We start from the raw sequence: 17,838 nt of genomic DNA on the forward strand, positions 1-17,838 counted from the left end.
ATCTGGAGGCACTTACGCTGCCCGATTCGCGCAGCCAACGCCGCGCCAGGTTGGCGTTGATGCCGTGTGCCAGCGCGACCGCGGCAATTGAGGCACCGGGCTGTCGGCAGGCGTCCACCACCTGCCGCTTGAAAGCAACGCTATGGAAGCGCCGGGTACGCTTGGGAGATGAGTCCATGAAAGTGTCCACTAAAAACTGAAGTGGACACTATCTTGCGCAATCCATCGGGCGCCTTACAGATGGGATTACCGGACGGATACGATGGAACTGCTTGGCATGCGCATAACCGCCGCCCATGCGCCGCAATTCCTTGCCTTCCTTAGCGAAGGTCTGCTTCAGGCTGATACCGGCGACTTTGGCTGCGGCCACCACCTTGGTCCGCGCGATTTCCAATAAGCGCCTATCCACCGGGTGGTCTATCGCCTTCTCCTGCACGGTGCCTTCGACAATCACCCGCTCAAACTCGCTCGGCCGCAAGGCTTGCGAGCTCACCGCCGTCTCAATCGTCGCCTTGATCAACGCCTCCACTCCAGCCTCCCCAATCGCCTGCCGGAACCGCCCCAACTGCGTCGCGTCCACGGGAAGCGCGGCTCGCAGTACTCCTGGCCATTGAGGTACTGCCAGACTACATTCTCCGACCAACGCGCCACGACCTCATCATCACTCAAGTCAAATGCGTGCTTCAGTCAGGTACAGCAACGACGCCATCAGGCGGATCGGTAAACGGGGACGCCCCGCGGCGCTGACGCCGGCCCCCACCACCTGCGCACGTGGGCCGAATAAATCGTCGCCCTTAATGTCTGCATTAATAGTTGAAATTGATTTTCTCGACCGAGCGCGGCCTGCAGAGCGATGTTGGGGGGAGTTGTGCTCGCCCCAACGCTCCAGCCAGCGACGCCAGCCGAGGTAATTCTCCAGATATTTGGTGGCGACCCCATGAAACCGCTCCATCCACAGTTTGAGCCAACTGTCATACGCGTTGACATTTTGGATGTGGTAAACCCCAGCGATCACACGGATGCCAGCGGTGAGGTTGACCGGCCGGTGGGGCACGCCGAGTTTGGATGCCACGGCCCGATACACGGCAGCGCCGTCACTGCAAAGAATGACATCCTTCGCCAGGATGGCGCACAGCGGGGGTTCCATGGCGTCGGTATCCGTTCCGCTCAGCTTGAAATCGGCGGTGGCGCCGGACCGGTCACGCACCACCAAAACGGGCACCTGATCCTTGCCGGTACCCCGGCGGCGAATCTGCTTGCCACGTTGACGGGGCGGTCGGTCGAGGCGACGCTGACCCTTGCATGAGTGCGGGAAGACGGTCTCGTCGGCCTCGACAATGCCCTGCAGTTAGACGCGGGCAAGGTCAAAAACGGTGACGCCAGCGAAAGTTCGTGTTCTTGTCGACGTCACAGAGCGCAGCGCTGGCGCGCACGGTCAGGCCGTTCTTCAACGCCTCGCAGAAGGTCAGCCACAGCGACTTCAGGCGCAGGCGGGCCGAGGGTGTACCCGAAGTCGCGGTGAACGTCCCACCACAGGCGCGGCAGCGAAACCGTTGCGCCCCAGCGGTAACACCCTTCGCCGTCGGAACGCGGACAACGAGGGTGGTAAAGCTGCTCCAGCCACTGTACCGTTTCTGGCGCTGGTGGTGTCTCGCCGAGTTCCCGCCGGACGCGCTCGGCCTGGCCCTGGCTGAGATGCGGCAGCTGTTCAAACCACGTTCGAACCTCCGAGGTCTTCATGGCAATACCTTCCGCATCAACGCGTATTCATCCCTTCGACAAAAATTCCGTTTCAACGTTTAACGTCGACAGAGCCTTGATTATCGCTGGTTCGGTAATATTCACAATTTAGTTGTGAATTCTTACCAAGAAATTGGAACTTAGCTATATAGATTGACTAGCCTTTATGCGACCATCGTTGCGTGGAATGTTATATGTACTTTATAGGGCATGATTTCATGATTATTGTCGCCGCTAGCAGATCCGAATTTAGATACGTATTTTCTGACTCTTCAATCACAAAGCAGCGGCATCAAGCGCCAAAAGCAAAGTATCCCGTTATTTTGCTCTTGATAGCGCTTGGAACAGGCGCGACGCTATCTTGCCTTTTTTCAGGAAAAGCGGTTGCTTCAGAAGTATCTTCACCACAGATTTATGGGTCGCCATTTAAACAGCAAGACCTACACTTTTCTACCAGTTGGTGGCCTAGTATAAGTGAGGCAATCGATGAGTGGTGGCAAACCTATCAGGCTTATTGGGGCGTTGGTCCAGGTCGGTTAAGCTGCGGCTATTCATATACGCCTAGATCAAGTGGCAACGTAGCCGGTACATTCGGTAGTGTTCTACTCACTGGCCAATGCTCCGGCGGAGGAGAAACGATCATTGGAACTCTTCAATGTAGCAAAGGTTATTCTCTTTCTGGAGCTTCCTGCATTCCGGATGGCACGCCGAAACTTGATAAAAACTTGGGGGGTGGTGCGTGTGATGGTGGCAGTCTGACGGTTGGCAATCCTATTGCGCCAGGGATCGGAAATAAGGTTGCCATGGAAACTGACTATACCGGAACTGGCCAGTTTCCTCTGCAGCTGATCCGTGTCTACAACAGCCGGGCCAATGGTGCCACGGGCGCCTTCGGAGCGAATTGGACGCACCCGTATGAGGCGGTCATCAGGTTCATTAATAACGCGGCTATCGTGCAACGCCCCGATGGAAAGCGGATATTCTTCGTATTGGCTGGTGGTGTTTGGAACGCTGATTCCGATGTGCCATTCATTCTAAACCAGAAAAAAAACGCATCGGGGACCACCATCGGCTGGACTGTCGTTTCGCCGGATAATCAGCTCGAAAGCTATGATGCCGGTGGCAAGCTGCTGACGATTACCGATCAAAGTGGCGCTACGCAGACGCTGACTTATGATGCCAATAGTCGACTGACAAAAGTCACCGACCCACAAGGCCATAGTCTGACCTTTGTCTACAACAGCAACGCCCGCGTGCAAACCATGACGGATCCATCGGGAGGCGTGTTCACCTACGGTTATGATGCCAAGTGGAACCTGACGTCAGTCACGCGGCCAGATGGCACGGTCAAATCCTACGTCTACAACGAGGCAGCGAATACCAGCAATACCATGCTCCCGAATGCCTTGACAGGCATTTATGATGGCACCGTTTCGACCGGTATCCGGTTTGCCACGTACCAATATGACACCCAAGGGCGCGCCATCCTGAGTGTACATTCAGGCGGAGCTGAACGCACCCAGGTGGCTTACAACGCCAATGGCAGCACGGTCGTGACAGACGCCCTGGGTGCTGCGCGGACCTATGGATTTCAAACGGTCTTGGGCGTTGTGAAGAGCACCGGCCAAACCCAACCCGCCGGTTCCGGCTGCGCCGCCAGTGCCGCCAACCTGGGCTACGATGCCAACGGCAACATCGCCAACCGCACCGATTTCAACGGTAATTCCCGCTGTTTCGCCTATGACCTGAGCCGCAACCTGGAAACCGCCCGCGTCGAGGGGCTGGCGCCGGGCAAGGCCTGTCCCGCTGATGCCGGTTCCTACAGCCCGGCTACCAACACAGTCGAGCGCAAGATCAGCCGTGCCTGGCACCCAGATCGGCGCCTGGAGGTCAAGCGCGCCGAATCCAAGAAGCTCACCCTCTGGGTCTACAACGGCCAGCCCGATCCCAGCAACGGCAATGCGCTGGCGAGCTGCGCCCCGGCTTCCGCCCTGCTGCCGGACGGCAAGCCCATCGCCGTGCTATGCAAGCGCATCGAGCAGGCGACCACAGATACCACGGGTGCCTTAGGGCTGTCAGCCACCCTGGCCGGCCCGCCGCGCACCTGGGCCTACACCTACAACAGTCTGGGCCAAGTGCTGACGGCCGACGGCCCGCGCACCGATGTGAGCGATGTCACCAGCTACAGCTATTACAGCGACACCACCGTCGCGCATATGCCGGGCGATCTGGCTACCCTGACCAATGCCCTGGGCCATGTCACCCACTTCACCAGCTATGACAAGCACGGCCACCTACTCAGCCTGACCGATCCCAATGGCCTGGTGGTGAGCTTTAGCTACGATGCCCGCGGGCGCCTCACCGGCCGCACGGTGGATGGCAACACCACCGGCTATGCCTACGATGCCGCCGGCAACCTTACCCAGGTCACGTTGCCCACCCAAGAGACACTCAGCTACACCTACGACGCGGCGCATCGCCTGACCGACATCGCCGACGCTCAGGGCAACCGCATCCACTACACCCTGGATGGCGCCGGCAACCGCACTCAGGAAGACATCTACGATCCCGGCAATGTGCTGAGAAAGCGCCAACACCAGGTGTACGACGCGCTGTCGCGCCTCAGTCAGGACATCGGTGCGGCCCAACAGACCCAAGCCTTCGGCTACGATCCTAACGGGAATCTCACCACCCTGACCGATGCCAACGGCCATGCTCAGTAGAGCGTTTCTGACGCCCTCGACCGGCCGCTCTAGGTAACCGATGCGCTGGCCGGCATCACCCAGTACGCCTATGACGCCCAGGGCCATGTCACGCAAGTGACCGACCCCAATAGGTTGGTGACGCAGTACCCTTATGACGGCCTCGGCAACCGAACCCAGGAGATCAGCCCCAATACCGGCACGGCGACCTACCTCTACGACGCCGCCGGTAATCTCACCCAGAAGACCGATGCCCGCAACGTCGCCACCAGTTTTACTTATGACGCCCTGAACCGCCCAACCAGCGAGGCGTATACCGGGGTGACCCTGGGCAACATCACCCCGGTCTATGACCAAGGCGTCAATGGCCTAGACCGCCTGAGCGGGATTACCTACCCCTCCGGGCGCAAGGTCGACGACCTGCGCGACGGCGCCGGACGCATCAGCGCGGTGACCACCACCGTCGGCACGACCACCAGCACCTTGGCCGGCAGCGTCGGCCATTTGCCGTTTGGCCCTCTGACTGGACTCAGCTTCGGCAACAATCGTGCCCTAAGCCGCAGTTTCGACGACGACTACCGCCTCTTCATCCAGACCGCCGGCAGCCTCCAGAGCCTGGGCTACGCTTACGATCCGGCGGGCAACCTGACTGGCGTCACCGGCAGCAGCCAGCAGACGCTCGAGGATAGCCTCGGCCAGAGTAGGATCACCCAGTGCCTAGTGCCAATGCTCGACGGGTAGCTGGCTGGTCACCACAGTGGCACGGGTTGCGTAGGGGTCATCGAGGCTTTCCAGCAGGTCCCTGCGTTGGCGATCGGTGAGGCCGCTATCCAAACCCCAGTCATCGAGTATGAGGACATCGATTCTTGCCAGCTGCCGCATGAGTCGGGGATAGCGGCAGTCGCCGCGGCTGATTTCCGGCTCCGTGAGTAAGCGCGGCAATCGCTGATAGAACAACGTATACCCTTGGCGGCAGGCTTTGTGCGCCAGGGCACACACCAAGAAGGATTTGCCCACGCCGGTGGGACCGGTGACCAGAATATTGAGGTGTTCCTTGACCCAGCGGCAGTCGGCGAGTTGTTGGATCAGGGCGCGATCCAGTTGCCGTGGCGTTTTCGGATCCAGGTCTTCGAGACTGGCGGCTTGTTTCAGCTTGGCGAAGCGCAAGCGGGTGTCGAGGCGGCGGTTTCGCGTTCCTGGATTTCCCGATCGACGAGCAGTCCAAGACGCTCCAGGAATCCAAGGCGTTCGATATCCGATATCTGCTCCTGATCTTGCAGCGCCTTGAGCATGCCGGCGAGTTTGAGTTCGCGTAGTTGGTTGAACGTGGGATGATTCAGCATGGTCTGTGGGCCTCAATGAAAGTATTCCGCACCGCGCAGGTTGTCGTGCTGCAGGCTGGGCGCGGGTGACGGTGGTACCAGGGCTTGTCCGTCGAGGCCGTGAGACAAGATGGATTCGACCCTGCGATAGCTCAAGGCCTTGATGGCCAAGGCGCGTTGGCACGCGGCTTCCAGACGGGCGTCGCCGAAGCGCTCGCCCAGTCGCAGGATGCCGAGGTCTTTCGAATTTCAACATATTGTTAAAGCTAAGAGCCGCGATCCATCCTAGATCGCGGCTCTATTTTTCGTGGAACCTTAACAATCTAATTGCAGTTCATATTGAGAGGGCACCCGGTATTGATATAGCCATTGTGCGCTTGCAGGAGCGGCAGTATGTCTTTCGAGTAACTGATGACGGTGGACTCGGGTTGATCCCAGATAATGTAGTTTACGTGCAAGCCATTCGGATCGGTGACTCCAAAATCATATAGTCTTTCCGGAGTGACTCCACTCGCTATCACTTGCTGAACCTTTGGGTCCTGGACAGAAATCTGTAAAGGAATTCTTCCTGCATATTGGTCATAGTAGGGGGTTGCGAAAGTTTTGGAGTTCGGCATCAGATCCGGCCCTCCAACCCCAAGACCAAGCTTCTCGGCATAGGCGAACAGTTCACCGACATACGGCCCCCAACTCAGGAACTTGAAAACTTGAGTGTTCGGGAAGGCTGCGGCCAGTGCGTCCATTCCACGCTTCTCCTGATCTGCATAGCCACGAGTCGTGTAAAGCTCCATATGATCACCGGTGGTTTCCACGCCATCTTCTTCTAGGAAGATAGCCTCAAAGTTGGGTTCATTGTTGAAACGTTTGCCCAGCGCCTTGTAGAGAGCGATCAGGCGATCCTGAACCGCGGGGACCCAGCGCAGAGCTGTGCACTTTACTCCAACATGCGACTCACCACCTTTGTAGATTGGATCACTCTTTACATAGTCCGGGACGCAGGACGGCCAATTTGACCAGAAGGTACGGTCGTTGATCTGGATCATGAGTTGCTTGTTTGCCGCTTTAGCCGCTGCCAATTCAGCCTCGATGCGGCTGAAGTCGTAGACGCCCTTTGACGGTTCCAGTTCGCGCCACTGATGGATCACCGATACGCCCTTTAGGAAGGCATAGGGCTTCACCCGATTCAGAGACCAAGCCATATCTTTACCCCAATAGGCATTTAGATAGTGGCCAGGATGCCATTTCTTGCCGAAAGTTGGGGCCGGTGTTGGAGTAGGGGTCGGCACCGGGGTGGGAGTGGCGGTCGTAACCGCCAGCGCTGGGCGAGAGAAGCTCGCGTTTACAACTCGTGTCGTTCCATTGGTAAAGGTAATGCGGGCTGTCAAAGTGTGAATCCCTGCTGACAGATTTGCCGCGTCGTAGGCATAAGCTGTTCCAGAAGCGGTTGTACCCGCAAAATCAAAGGGAGCTGCCCCTTCAGTTTTGATTGGCGTGCGGCTCATGGTTGAATCATCAAGATAGAACTGCACCTGTTTCATGCTGACATCGTGTTTCGAATAGAGGTACACGTTTCCGGACACTGAGCGGCCAGCCAACGCCACTGGTGAAGTGCGGTCAGCTGAGAGGCTTAGCATTAAATCACCAGAAGTTGTGGCTACAGGCGTGGGCGTGGGCGTGGGCGTGGGCGTGGGCGTGGGCGTGGGCGTGGGCGTGGGCAACGCGGCACAATTGAATGTTGAGTTGAATATTTTATAGGTCCCGTTCGTATAGTTAACCCGGATAGTGAGATTATGTGCGCCTGCGACCAGCTTCGACGCATCGAATGGATTGGCCGCGCCAGAACTAGCAGTACCTGCGAAATCGTAAGGAGCCAAGCTTTCCGCCATAATGGGCGTACGGCTCATTTTGGGATCGTCAAGGTAAAATAATACCTGCTTCGCCCCCGTATCTTGAGTAGCGTAGATATATACATTGCCGGTGAGGTTGCGCCCATTGAGCAGCGATGCCGATGCGCGTGTTGCTGAGGCGCTTACCATAAGGTCGGCAGCGAAGGCACCATTGGGCGTGAACGCTGAAATAACTAGCGTACTGAATGCCGTAAGAGCGAATCTTGAAGGAAGCGTGTTCATGGGTGTTCTCCTAATACTCAATGAATAAAGCAAGCATCGAGAACAAAACTCAGATTAATTGATATAGGTATTGATTTATTTCAATACTCTTATATCGATGTTTGCTTTTAATCTAACCAAGCTGTTACTTGATCTTGTGGTGATATATTAGGAATAACAGGGCTAACTTTTTGTGAATCAGCCGACAGAACAACCCTTCTACAGTTTCCAGCTTTAAAATGTGGAATACCCCGCACTTCTTGATAAAGCGCGGTATTGCCTTTACTGTTCGGCTAAAGTTTTCAAAAAATGGAAATTGGCGGCGTAAGCAGACTGCTCAGGGCGTAGTCTATTTGCCAGAGGCACGAGGTGACCTGCGGTTTCTGAGTCGTCAGGCAGCCGATGGTTTTGAAGAGGGGGCTGATGGGGTGCAACCCGCGCTTCGATCACGGATCACCTTGAGCAAGCAACCGTTCAAGCGGTGGATTAGGGTACAATCGCACTTCATCGACACAGACATCAGAGGACAGCAATGAGGCTCACAAGATGCCCAATTCGCTGAAAAGACGGGCATTGGCGTATTCGGGGCTGATCTTCTTACTCGCTGGCTGCTCGACAGTAAGAACTAGGACGCCGGAAGGAGAGTCCGTCACGATGACCGAAAGCGAATTCGCGACCTATGTCGAACATGTCTTCAGGCATCACAATCGGGTTTACAGCGAACTCATCAATGAGTTGGAAATGATCGAAGAAGAGCAGAAGAGCACGCCGAGTGCCGCCCTTCTCACCGCGGAAACGTCCATGTTGAATGCCTGCCTTCCTGTGAACGAAACCGTCTCCGCGATATCTGAGGGCCGGAACCCGGGAATGAGGACAAAAATGCAGTTGACGAATGCAGTTCCTGAGTGTGAACGGGCTACAAGGAGAGTAGAAAAGCTTATACCCGAAGACTTTTCGGAAATTTCAGGCAATCATCCAAGATCGAAGGTTGAAAGCACATTCGATCCTGATAGCGAAAAGACGACACTGCCAACGCATTAGGGCGAGATTGCGGGAATAGGGTTGTGCCGGTCATCTATTCCAACAGCTTTGTTCCCGCTTGGTGGCTGAGTAATCCCCACCTTCAAACACTTTGGCCGGCCTTGCTACGGCAGGGGCCGAACATAGAGCGTAATCGCGAGCAACTGGATACGCCGGATGGTGACTTCGTAGATTTGGATTGGACGGATGCAGAGACCGGACCTCTGGTCTTGCTGTTGCACGGGTTGAGTGGTTCGTCCCGCTCGTCGTATATCCTGGGTATGCAGTCTGCTCTCAGAAGCTGCGGCATGGATAGCGTGGCTCTTAATTTCCGCGGGTGTGGCGGCGATCCAAACAGAACGGCGCGCTGTTACCATTCGGGCGACACGGATGATCTGAACTATCTATACTCTGTCCTAACTGCCAGGTTTCCGGGGCGCCCGATAGCGGCCGTTGGTTTCTCATTGGGTGGAAACGTTCTGCTGAAGTGGCTCGGAGAACAAGGGTCAGAAGTCAAGTTGTTTGGTGCGGCGGCCGTTTCTGTTCCTATGTTGCTGGATCGTTGTGCAGATCGATTGGACGCAGGGCTCTCAAAAATTTACCGAGACCGCTTATTGAAGGAACTGAAAGATTACGTGCGGATCAAGAGAGAGCATCTGCGCGAATTTGGTCCCGTTGATGAGTTCCGTAAGCTTGCCAACCTGGGGGAGTTGGACCCCATACGTTCCTTTTGGGAATACGATGACCGCGTGGTGGCGACTCTTTATGGTTTCAATGGCGTGCACGACTATTACCGGCGTTGCAGTGCGCGACCGTACCTGAAGCAAGTGCGCTGCCCTGCCCTCATCGTCCATGCGCAAGATGACCCCTTCATGAGCCCGGATGTAATTCCGACAGCAGACGAACTTTCATGCACGGTGTTGCTGGAGGTCTGCCGTGCCGGCGGTCATGTGGGTTTTATTGCCGGAAGTCAGCTGTGCCAGCCCTGCTATTGGCTCGAGCAAAGGATTCCGCAGTTTCTATCGCAGCAGCTCGAATGAACGGGCAGCCCCACGCTGCGGGCATGCCCATTTGGCTTCGATGCCTCTTTGAGCACTCGTCAAATACTCGACTTAAGGATCGGTTGACGCTACAGTCAGGTTTGCCTATGCAATTAGGCGATCCTTTGATTCGCTGGCCCGTTGTTATAACGCGCCCCGTTTGACCGATGTCCAAGATCCGCACCCACTACGATAATCTCAAGGTATCGCGCAATGCGCCCGCGGAAGTAATCCGTGCCGCTTACAAAGTGCTTACCCAGAAGTATCATCCGGATAAGAATCCGGGTGACGCCGGTGCGGCCAGGATCATGCACATTATCAACACGTCCTATGAGGTGTTGTCGGACCCGCAGAGGCGAGCGGCACATGATGTCTGGATCGCCGACATAGAAAGAGAAGCCGAAGAGAAAAAGGAACGCCGCTGGCGACGCAACCATCCGTCTCACGGTTCTGAAGGTGCGGCAGAATTAGAGCACAAACTGGCGATAGAACAGAAAGAGCGCAAACGCCTGGAACGACTCCTCGCTCTTGAACGCCAGCGTTCTATTGATTACTACTCATCCCACCCTATTCCCGAGGCAGCCGCTTCACGAGCATCGAGACGATGGCTGAAAGTGGCAAGCCTGACCCTGCCGTTTATTCTCATAGCGGCATTGCTGGCGCTTGCCTATAAAGCGGGGAAAGTGGACGCGGGATTTCGAAAGATCTCCCGGGGTATACCGCGGCTGGCCGCTTCGTTCTCATGCCCAAACCTTCCAGATCGATCTGACGTTGCGCCTATACTGTCAAAGGCTAACAGCTATGTGCGGCCCAAGACAGGCCCTAATGGCCTGCCTTGGCCCCGACAAGCCGAATACCTGGCCGGTTCCAAGGTATTACGCGATGCTGGCACATCCGTCGCAAACATCGACAACACCCGCAATGGCTCTGACGTGTTAGTCAAACTGGTGCAGATCAAGGATTTACGCGGTAGCGTGCAGTTACCATCGGAATCAGCGGCGCTACCCGCATGGCAGGCACCCCAGGACGTTCGCGTGCTGTTCATTCCAGCCTACGGAAGCTTTGCCCTCAAAAAGATTGAACCTGGATCATACGAGATACACTATCAAGACTTGGAGCAAGGGGTTGAATGGAAGAGCGATGTCATCAGCATTCGCGAAGAACCACCCGCAGTGTCTACATCCGAGCACCGAGCCACCCAACTCAACATGTTGCTGTACCGCGGACCCAGTGATGCCTGCAAAGCCGAGCAGATATTGAAATCATCGCGCGCTGGCACATCCACCGCGTTACGCGATGGTGGCGCGGGGCCGCTTTCCTACCTATTCAACAAAGTCGCACCCAAGCAGCCTTGAACGAACAAAGATCAAGCTGACAGCATCATGGCAGATCACGCAAATAACTTAGGGAAAAGTACGGCTGTTCTGCTGACAAAAGGAGCTGCCTGGTTCATCGGTTTGCGCTGGGGAGTTCGTGGAATCGGGCTGGTGTCCACTCTGATCTTGGCGCGCCTGCTCGTGCCCGGTGATTTTGGCCTAGTCTCGGTTGCTACATCCTATATTGCAATTCTGGATGGGCTCTCCGAACTCGGCCTGAATTTCGCGTTGATTCGAGAGGACGATGCCGGGCGAGCTGAATACGACACAGCCTTCACGTTGAACGTAATTCGTGGCATTGGCGTGGCATCTCTGGTACTCATCAGCAGCTTGATTGTGCCGGGATTGGTTGGCGATGAACGCCTGGAGACCGTGATCCGTCTGCTTGCCTTGCAACCGCTGCTGCTCGGCTTTGCCAATCCTAAATTCGTGGAATTCGAAAGAAATATCGATTTTTCTCGGGAAGCACGCCTTCAAATCGGCACGAAGATTCTCGGTGCCGCTGCAACCATCAGCGCGGCCATTGCGTTCCGCAGTTACTGGGCCTTGGTGGCAGGCCTTCTCGTGCTGGCCGCTTCCAAGCTGTTTTGGTCCTATGCGTTGGCGCCTTATCGTCCAAGTTTGAGACTTACATCATTTCGGCGCTTGATGTCTTTCTCCGGCTGGCTGGCAGGGGCTCAGATGTTGACAACGATTTCCACGCGCTTCGATAACATTTTGGTCGGTATGTTGGTGGATATTAATGCGGCGGGGCTCTACAACGTGGCGACGGAAATCTCCCGATTGCCCTATGCCGAAATCATTCATCCGCTGAGCCGGGTCCTTTTCCCCGGGTTCAATCGCTTCACGCACGATCCGGCGCGGCTCAGGAGCAAGGTAATGGAAGCGTTCCAGATAGTCGCCACGGTAGGAATCGCCGTGGGCGCTGGTTTCGCCTTGGTAGCGGACGAGTTCATCCGGTTGGTATTGGGTGAGACCTGGGAAAGAATAATTCCAATGGTGCAGTTGCTTTCGCCATTTTTGTCGCTGGAGGCCCTGATTGCCGTCGCCGTTCCATTTTGTATGGCGGTCAGGTATACGCGCGGCCTATTCCAGCGCGCCCTGATCATGGCCCTGTTCAGGCCACCACTGTTTATCAGCGGCGTGTTGGCCATGGGCTATCTAGGTGGAGTAATCAGTGCAGTGATCGCCGCCGTGATCTTCACGGCTCTTTCGATCTTCATGATTGCCGGCATGCTCCAAATTACCCCTCTCGGCCTCTGCAGGACCATCGTCCGCCCTGCCCTAGCAGCCTTAGCCACAGCCTTGGTGGTATTCGCCATCCATCGCGTGCTTCCGGCGCAATCGGGACAATGGGTGTTATTGCAGGTCCTGTTAATAAAAGTGTTTGCGGGATCCACGGTCTTCTGCGCGGCTGTTTCGGCAATGTGGCATCTGGAGGGAAAGCCGCCAGGCATCGAGGCTCGAATCTACGTTCTGTGTAGGATCCTCTGGCGCAAACGAAAAATCATGGCACGGATGCGAGCTTAGACTCTAAGCAAAAGGTAGACGGATCAGGCGAAGGATTGGAAAAGGGAGATCCAAAGGCACCTTATTTTCTGCCAGGTCAACTGGGAGGTGAGTGCTAAACCCTCCGAGATCAGGCGCCTGCGCAGGTCGTCGTCCTCCAGAACGCGAATCACCGCCCTTGCCATGGCTTCCGGATCCGACCGAGAGACCATCAACCCATTCATTTCGTGCTGAATCAGGTGTGGGATGCCCCCTGCATCGGTCGTCACAATGGGAACGCCGCTGGCCATGGCCTCCAACAATGAATTTGGCATGTTGTCCTCACGACTTGAGTTCAACACGACGCAGGCAGCTCGCAGCAATTCTGCCATAGCGTGGCGCTCCAGAGTGCCATGAAACCTTACGGAGGCAGCGACCGACAAACTCTGCGCCAATTCCGTCAACTTCTGCCGCTCAGGGCCGTCGCCGGCAATATGCAACTCGGCCTTGGGAAATTGCTTTCTGACCTCGGCAAAGGCCCGAATCGCCGTTCCGATGTCGTAGATCGGTTCGAGGTGACGGGCAACCAGTATGCGAGGCGCGGCCGTTGATCCTTTCGCCTGCGGCGAGGGGTGGAAAACATCCGTGTTCACACAATTGGGGATGATCTCCGCCACAAGGCCGAATCGGGCGAAGACGTCCTGCAGGTACCGCGATGGGACAATGACCCGGGAAGCGCGTCGAAGACTGGGCGCTACCCAACGAAACTGCCGTTGCAGGAACGCGGCAGCCTCGCCTCCTCGATAGTTTACGATGACAGGCACCCCACGCCAGGATCCAATCCAGATGGCAGGTGCCGCAAACAGATGCCACGACCAGCCCGAGTTGGCCATCACCTGAAAGACGTGGGCTGAGCCGGCCGCTTGCCACAGACGCGCAAGGTAGGGTACCAGCCGGCACAGAGCACGCAGGCCACGAATTCTGGCCACCCACTTTGGGCTGTAAGGTAGGTTCACTGCCAGCAAGGTAACCGAAATACCTTCCCGGGCGAAATAATCAGCCAATTGGCGCGTTTGCATGGCCATACCGCCATTGGGCGGCGGAATCGGCCCAATCAATGCGAGTCTCAGCACGCTGTTCTATCAATCCTTCTGGAGTTGACGAATGGCCTTTTCATAAACGCTGGCATAACGGCCGACGCTTTTGGCCCAGTTCCTCTCTTCTTCCACCAGCCTCCGCCCTTCCCGGATGACAGCGGGCCAGGAACTTCGGTCATTCAGCAGCGAGATGACTTTGGCAGCCAGTCCCTCGCAATCGCCCGCCGGAAACAACCAGCCATTGACACCGTCATGAATGATCTCCCGATGTCCCCCCACATCAGAGGCCAATACCGGCCGGCCCTGAGCCATGGCCTCGAGGGGCTTCAATGGCGTCACCAATTCTGTGAGACGAATGGAAAAGCGCGGATAGACCAGAAGATCGACCTGCTCATAGTATTTCTGGACCTGCTCGTGGGACATCCGCCCGGTAAAGATGACCCTCGAATCAAGCCGCAAGTGTTCCACCAAGCTTCTGAGTTCACCCTCCTGGCTGCCTCCACCGACCAAGAGCAGCCGGGTGTCAGGCTGTACCTGAGCAATCAGAGGCAAGGCCCGCACCAGCAGCGAGAGCCCTTCATAGGCATAGAAAGACCCAATGAAGCCGAGCACAGTGGCATCAGTGAGGCCCAGTTCATCGCGAAGCTGCGAGTCCCGGTCCTGGGTTGGTCTGAAACGCTGGATGTCGACTGCGTTAGGGATGACGTCGACCTTTTCCGGTGCGATTCCACGCTGAATAATATCGCGGCGCAATCCCTCGCATATGGTCGTGATCGCTTGTGCGCGCCTGAATACATAGGTTTCCAGCGCATGAGTCGCGCGATAGCGAAGGCCGCCTTCGCTGCTGGTGCCGTGATCCACAGCAGCATCTTCCCAAAACGCCCGACATTCATAGACCACAGGCAGCCGGTGCCACTGGGATACGCGAAGAGCGGCTAGTCCGTTCAAGGCCGGTGAATGCGCGTGCACTACATCCGGCTTGACCTCCTCGACCACTTCGTCCAACCGGCGCGCCAAGCCGTTCACCACGGAAATCGGGTTAAGTAACGGTAACCGCGACAACCAGGAGAGCGAGCGTGGGGTCCTGTAAAATCGGAAACCGTCGACCTCCTCCTCTCGCGTTGGTGGCCCCGGATGCTTGGATGACGTGAGTTGCACCGTACTCCATCCCAGAGCCCTTTGCTGCTCGAGTATGGCCCTGGTGCGAAAGCTGTAACCACTGTGTTGCGGAATGGAGTGATCGAGCACGTGTAGTATGCGCATAGGTCGTGGTGCTCAGGCCTGTGTTCGCGAGATGGATTCAATCACTGGGCGACTGGATGTCCCCTCGGCAAAGCAAGGAGGATACGCAAGTGGAGTATAGATGCTGCTGATGTATGGGCACCTGCGGTCGATGCGGGACCGCCGTTGGCAGGCCGTGTGCGGCGCAGTGATCCCATCCACGTGAGATGGACGAGCATCATGTCGTTCTGCCTCGGAGACGCGCAGCAGAGCGTTCTGAATATACTGGCGATGCCTCAAGCGGCCGATTCCGGCATTTGCGCACATTGAATGACGTTATTTTTATTCTTCTTTCTACAAGCGTGCATTCAGGATTCCATCCCGTCTTGATTGGGTTAGCGTCCTGGCTAGACGTACCCCAAAACACCCGGCGCCCCGCGCTAGCAGGGCTCTCCGCGCAAATAGAACTCCAGTTTAGCCAAATGTGTCTCCCAGTCATAATTTTTCATGGCGAAATCACGGTTCACCGAAAAAAACCGCGGCTCGCCCCTCTGGGATAGAACCGCATCGATAGCCGATACCCAATCGGAAACCGTCTGCGCAACAGTCACTGCAGTCCCCTCAACGCTCTCGATGCCTTCCATTGCCTGAGGCGAGGCAAGCAGTGCGCGTCCCATGGCCATGGCTTCCAGTACCTTGTTTTGAATGCCCCGCGCCAGTCGCAGCGGGACGCATGCCAGGTTCGCGTGAGCAAGGTAAGGTCGAACATCATCGACCCGGCCGGTCACGCAAACGCCCGGCCTCTCGCGCAGCGCGAGCACCGATTTGTGCGGACGGCTGCCGACGATGTAGAACAGCGCTTCGGGCCAGGTTCGCAGTACCTTGGGGAACACCTCCCGCACAAACCAGACGACGCCGTCGACATTGGGCCAGTAGTCCATGGCGCCGGTGAACACCAGTATCGGCCGTTCTGAGGGATACGGGCTCGGATACGTCGCGTTGGCCTGGAAATACGCGGCATCCACGCCGTTCTCCAGAACCTTCACCCGTTCAGCCGCTTCCGGCACCAGTCTGGTAAAAAGCCGCGCTTCGGCTTTGGATACAAACAGTGAGACATCGAAGCGCTGGGCCAGCTTGCGCTCATAGGCCAGCAGCTGCTCGCCCTCCCTGCGGTAAAGCCAGCTGAAAGGCCACGGATGCGACTCAGCATATTGGGTCCATTTTTGGGAATCGACATCCACAAAGTCGAGCACGCAAACCGGAATATCCAGGTCCTGGGCATATTGCGCCATGGCAGAGGAGAAAACCAGTGCTGCATCCGGGCTGTTGTGATTCACGACGCTCCGGAGCCAGGCTGCCATGCGCGGATCACGGTAATAGGGTACTGTCAGCGGTTCGCCGCTCAATAGGCCTCCCAGGCTTCGCAGCTTGGCCTGCCAAGGGCGCAGGGGCAGAAAACAGGAATCCGCGCAATAAGCGCGTAGACTTTCGACATGGCGCCAGTCGTCTTGGGAATCGACGAACGCGCCGAGATGGACACGGAACCGGGTAGCAAGGTACCGAAGTTCGTGGAACGAACGAATCTTATCGCCTTTGTCCGGCGGAAACGGGATCCGATGCGCCAGAAACAGCAGGTCTCGCACTGTGATCGCCTTCCTAGACGGTCTTCCTACCATTACGCTGGCTCAGGCTCAACCCAGATTCCTCGCCAGAAACGGTCCGATGGCCATACTCAACGGGAGCGGCAGGTGTTTCCAGGCCGCAATGAACAGGCGGTATTTCGGATTGAGAGGATTGATATCCGGGATATGTGTAGCCTTGACCAGTTCAAATTCATAGGCGAGCGGCTCCGGCTGGATGCCCCAGTGGCACTTGTACTGATAGGAGCCGGTTCCTCGCTTACTGCGCCCGAAGTCGAAAATCCGGATGCCCCGTTCACAGCAGCGCCGCATCAACTCCCAATAGAGGAAGTCATTGGCGTGGCACAGCCGCGCGGCGCGCGTTCCCCCGCCGTAATAGGGAAGCACCTGGTCGCGAAAATAAAAGCTCATAACGCTGCTGAGAACGTGGCCGCGCCGCTCGACCGTCAACACCTCGCAATCCGGCCCAAATTCGCTTTTCAACGCGTAAAACAGTTCCCTGGGAAAGACAGGGGTCCCCAGGTTACGGACGCTCTCCGCATAAACTCTGTACAAGCGATCCGGCTCATCATCGATTATCCCAACCAGGCCGGCCTCCCCGCTTCGGCGGATCATGGCCCGCTGCTTTCGCGGAATGGCGCGAAAATTGGCTTCCACATCGTCGCTGAGTGGCTTGCGGAAAGTGACGTAGAGATCCTTGCTGGGGCGCAATTTCTGCCCCGGCTTCTGATTGCGCAGTTCCAGGTAATCGACTCCCAGGCTATGCGCCAAACGGCAAGCAGCGTCATCCAGGGCCGCGCTGACCGCGGCATTGTCGGCAATGATGCCGCCGTAGACGCAGAAAGGACTAGAAATCAGTGAATTGCCGAACAGCCGGCTCCTGATGTGGCCGAGCGGCAGGATACCTGCGATTCGACCGTCAATTTCAGCGTAGAGATAATGACTGCGATGCCCCAGGGTCTCTTCCAGTATGCGCCGCCAGCCGCTGCGATGGAAAAAGGTGGCTTCAGGATGCGCCGCCACATAAGCGTCCCAGCCTGCGGCCTCCGATGCACCCAGAACCCGAATCTGCATGCGTAAATGA

14 protein-coding genes and 2 pseudogenes are annotated in these 17,838 nt (G+C 56.8%); 6 read left to right on the plus strand and 10 right to left on the minus strand.

What is annotated here, in order from left to right:
• The 3 genes and pseudogenes from EK23_RS24715 to EK23_RS22610 form a co-directional block, all read right to left on the minus strand.
• Positions 1–178: transposase (locus EK23_RS24715; protein WP_045226299.1), on the minus strand; the 178-nt coding region annotated here is incomplete at its 3' end.
• A gap of 54 nt (positions 179–232) precedes the next feature.
• Positions 233–787, minus strand: a pseudogene (locus EK23_RS15025) (transposase); the annotation flags it as partial.
• An 11-nt stretch (positions 788–798) separates the two neighbouring features.
• Positions 799–1,740, minus strand: a pseudogene (locus EK23_RS22610) (IS1595 family transposase); the annotation flags it as partial.
• A gap of 218 nt (positions 1,741–1,958) precedes the next feature.
• Here EK23_RS22610 and EK23_RS15040 point away from each other — a divergent pair.
• Together EK23_RS15040 and EK23_RS15045 are read left to right on the plus strand one after the other, a co-directional pair.
• Positions 1,959–4,463 carry a DUF6531 domain-containing protein gene (locus EK23_RS15040; RefSeq protein ID WP_268748188.1) on the plus strand — a complete coding sequence of 835 codons (2,505 nt, stop codon included), beginning with the start codon at positions 1,959–1,961 and terminating at the stop codon, positions 4,461–4,463.
• Between the two features lie 117 nt (positions 4,464–4,580).
• Complete coding sequence (locus EK23_RS15045; protein WP_235282092.1) at positions 4,581–5,183, plus strand: RHS repeat domain-containing protein; 603 nt, start codon at positions 4,581–4,583, stop codon at positions 5,181–5,183.
• On the opposite strand, the gene EK23_RS15050 is transcribed toward EK23_RS15045, so the two are convergent.
• The 3 genes from EK23_RS15050 to EK23_RS23345 all read right to left on the minus strand — a co-directional run bounded on the left by EK23_RS15050 (position 5,160) and on the right by EK23_RS23345 (position 7,893).
• Complete coding sequence (locus tag EK23_RS15050) at positions 5,160–5,609, minus strand: ATP-binding protein (RefSeq protein ID WP_327037058.1); 450 nt, start codon at positions 5,607–5,609, stop codon at positions 5,160–5,162. The two genes, EK23_RS15045 and EK23_RS15050, sit on opposite strands and share 24 nt — an antisense overlap.
• The gene (locus EK23_RS24595) at positions 5,591–5,785 is read right to left on the minus strand and encodes an ATP-binding protein (protein WP_327037059.1); all 195 of its coding nucleotides are present in this window, start codon (positions 5,783–5,785) and stop codon (positions 5,591–5,593) included. Before EK23_RS24595 ends, EK23_RS15050 begins: the two co-directional genes overlap by 19 nt.
• A 302-nt stretch (positions 5,786–6,087) precedes the next feature.
• Positions 6,088–7,893 carry a hypothetical protein gene (locus EK23_RS23345; protein ID WP_145998683.1) on the minus strand — a complete coding sequence of 602 codons (1,806 nt, stop codon included), beginning with the start codon at positions 7,891–7,893 and terminating at the stop codon, positions 6,088–6,090.
• Between the two features lie 633 nt (positions 7,894–8,526).
• On the opposite strand from EK23_RS23345, the gene EK23_RS21915 reads away from it, so the two are divergent.
• The 4 genes from EK23_RS21915 (at position 8,527) to EK23_RS15075 (ending at position 12,838) form a co-directional block, all read left to right on the plus strand.
• Positions 8,527–8,913, plus strand: coding sequence for a hypothetical protein (locus tag EK23_RS21915; protein ID WP_145998684.1), 387 nt, complete (start codon positions 8,527–8,529; stop codon positions 8,911–8,913).
• Positions 8,914–8,936: 23 nt separating this feature from the next.
• A complete protein-coding gene (locus EK23_RS15065) occupies positions 8,937–9,932 on the plus strand; it encodes a hydrolase (protein WP_045226217.1) in 996 nt (331 codons plus the stop codon).
• A gap of 167 nt (positions 9,933–10,099) precedes the next feature.
• Positions 10,100–11,287 carry a J domain-containing protein gene (locus tag EK23_RS15070; RefSeq protein WP_045226218.1) on the plus strand — a complete coding sequence of 396 codons (1,188 nt, stop codon included), beginning with the start codon at positions 10,100–10,102 and terminating at the stop codon, positions 11,285–11,287.
• Between the two features lie 27 nt (positions 11,288–11,314).
• On the plus strand, positions 11,315–12,838 hold the full coding sequence (locus EK23_RS15075; RefSeq protein ID WP_045226219.1) for an oligosaccharide flippase family protein: 1,524 nt from the start codon (positions 11,315–11,317) through the stop codon (positions 12,836–12,838).
• Positions 12,839–12,861: 23 nt separating this feature from the next.
• Here the strand turns inward: EK23_RS15075 and EK23_RS15080 are convergent, their stop codons facing one another.
• The 4 genes from EK23_RS15080 to EK23_RS15095 form a co-directional block, all read right to left on the minus strand.
• Complete coding sequence (locus tag EK23_RS15080; RefSeq protein ID WP_045226220.1) at positions 12,862–13,881, minus strand: glycosyltransferase family 4 protein; 1,020 nt, start codon at positions 13,879–13,881, stop codon at positions 12,862–12,864.
• Between the two features lie 57 nt (positions 13,882–13,938).
• Positions 13,939–15,156, minus strand: a complete 1,218-nt coding sequence (locus EK23_RS15085; RefSeq protein WP_045226221.1) for a TIGR04063 family PEP-CTERM/XrtA system glycosyltransferase — start codon at positions 15,154–15,156, stop codon at positions 13,939–13,941.
• Between the two features lie 398 nt (positions 15,157–15,554).
• Positions 15,555–16,757 (minus strand): TIGR03087 family PEP-CTERM/XrtA system glycosyltransferase, encoded by a 1,203-nt coding sequence (locus tag EK23_RS15090; RefSeq protein WP_045226222.1) that lies wholly within the window; start codon positions 16,755–16,757, stop codon positions 15,555–15,557.
• A gap of 48 nt (positions 16,758–16,805) precedes the next feature.
• Positions 16,806–17,828 (minus strand): FemAB family XrtA/PEP-CTERM system-associated protein, encoded by a 1,023-nt coding sequence (locus tag EK23_RS15095; protein WP_045226223.1) that lies wholly within the window; start codon positions 17,826–17,828, stop codon positions 16,806–16,808.
• Positions 17,829–17,838: the final 10 nt, after the last annotated feature.

It is taken from the genome of Methyloterricola oryzae, assembly GCF_000934725.1.
Lineage (GTDB): Bacteria > Pseudomonadota > Gammaproteobacteria > Methylococcales > Methylococcaceae > Methyloterricola > Methyloterricola oryzae.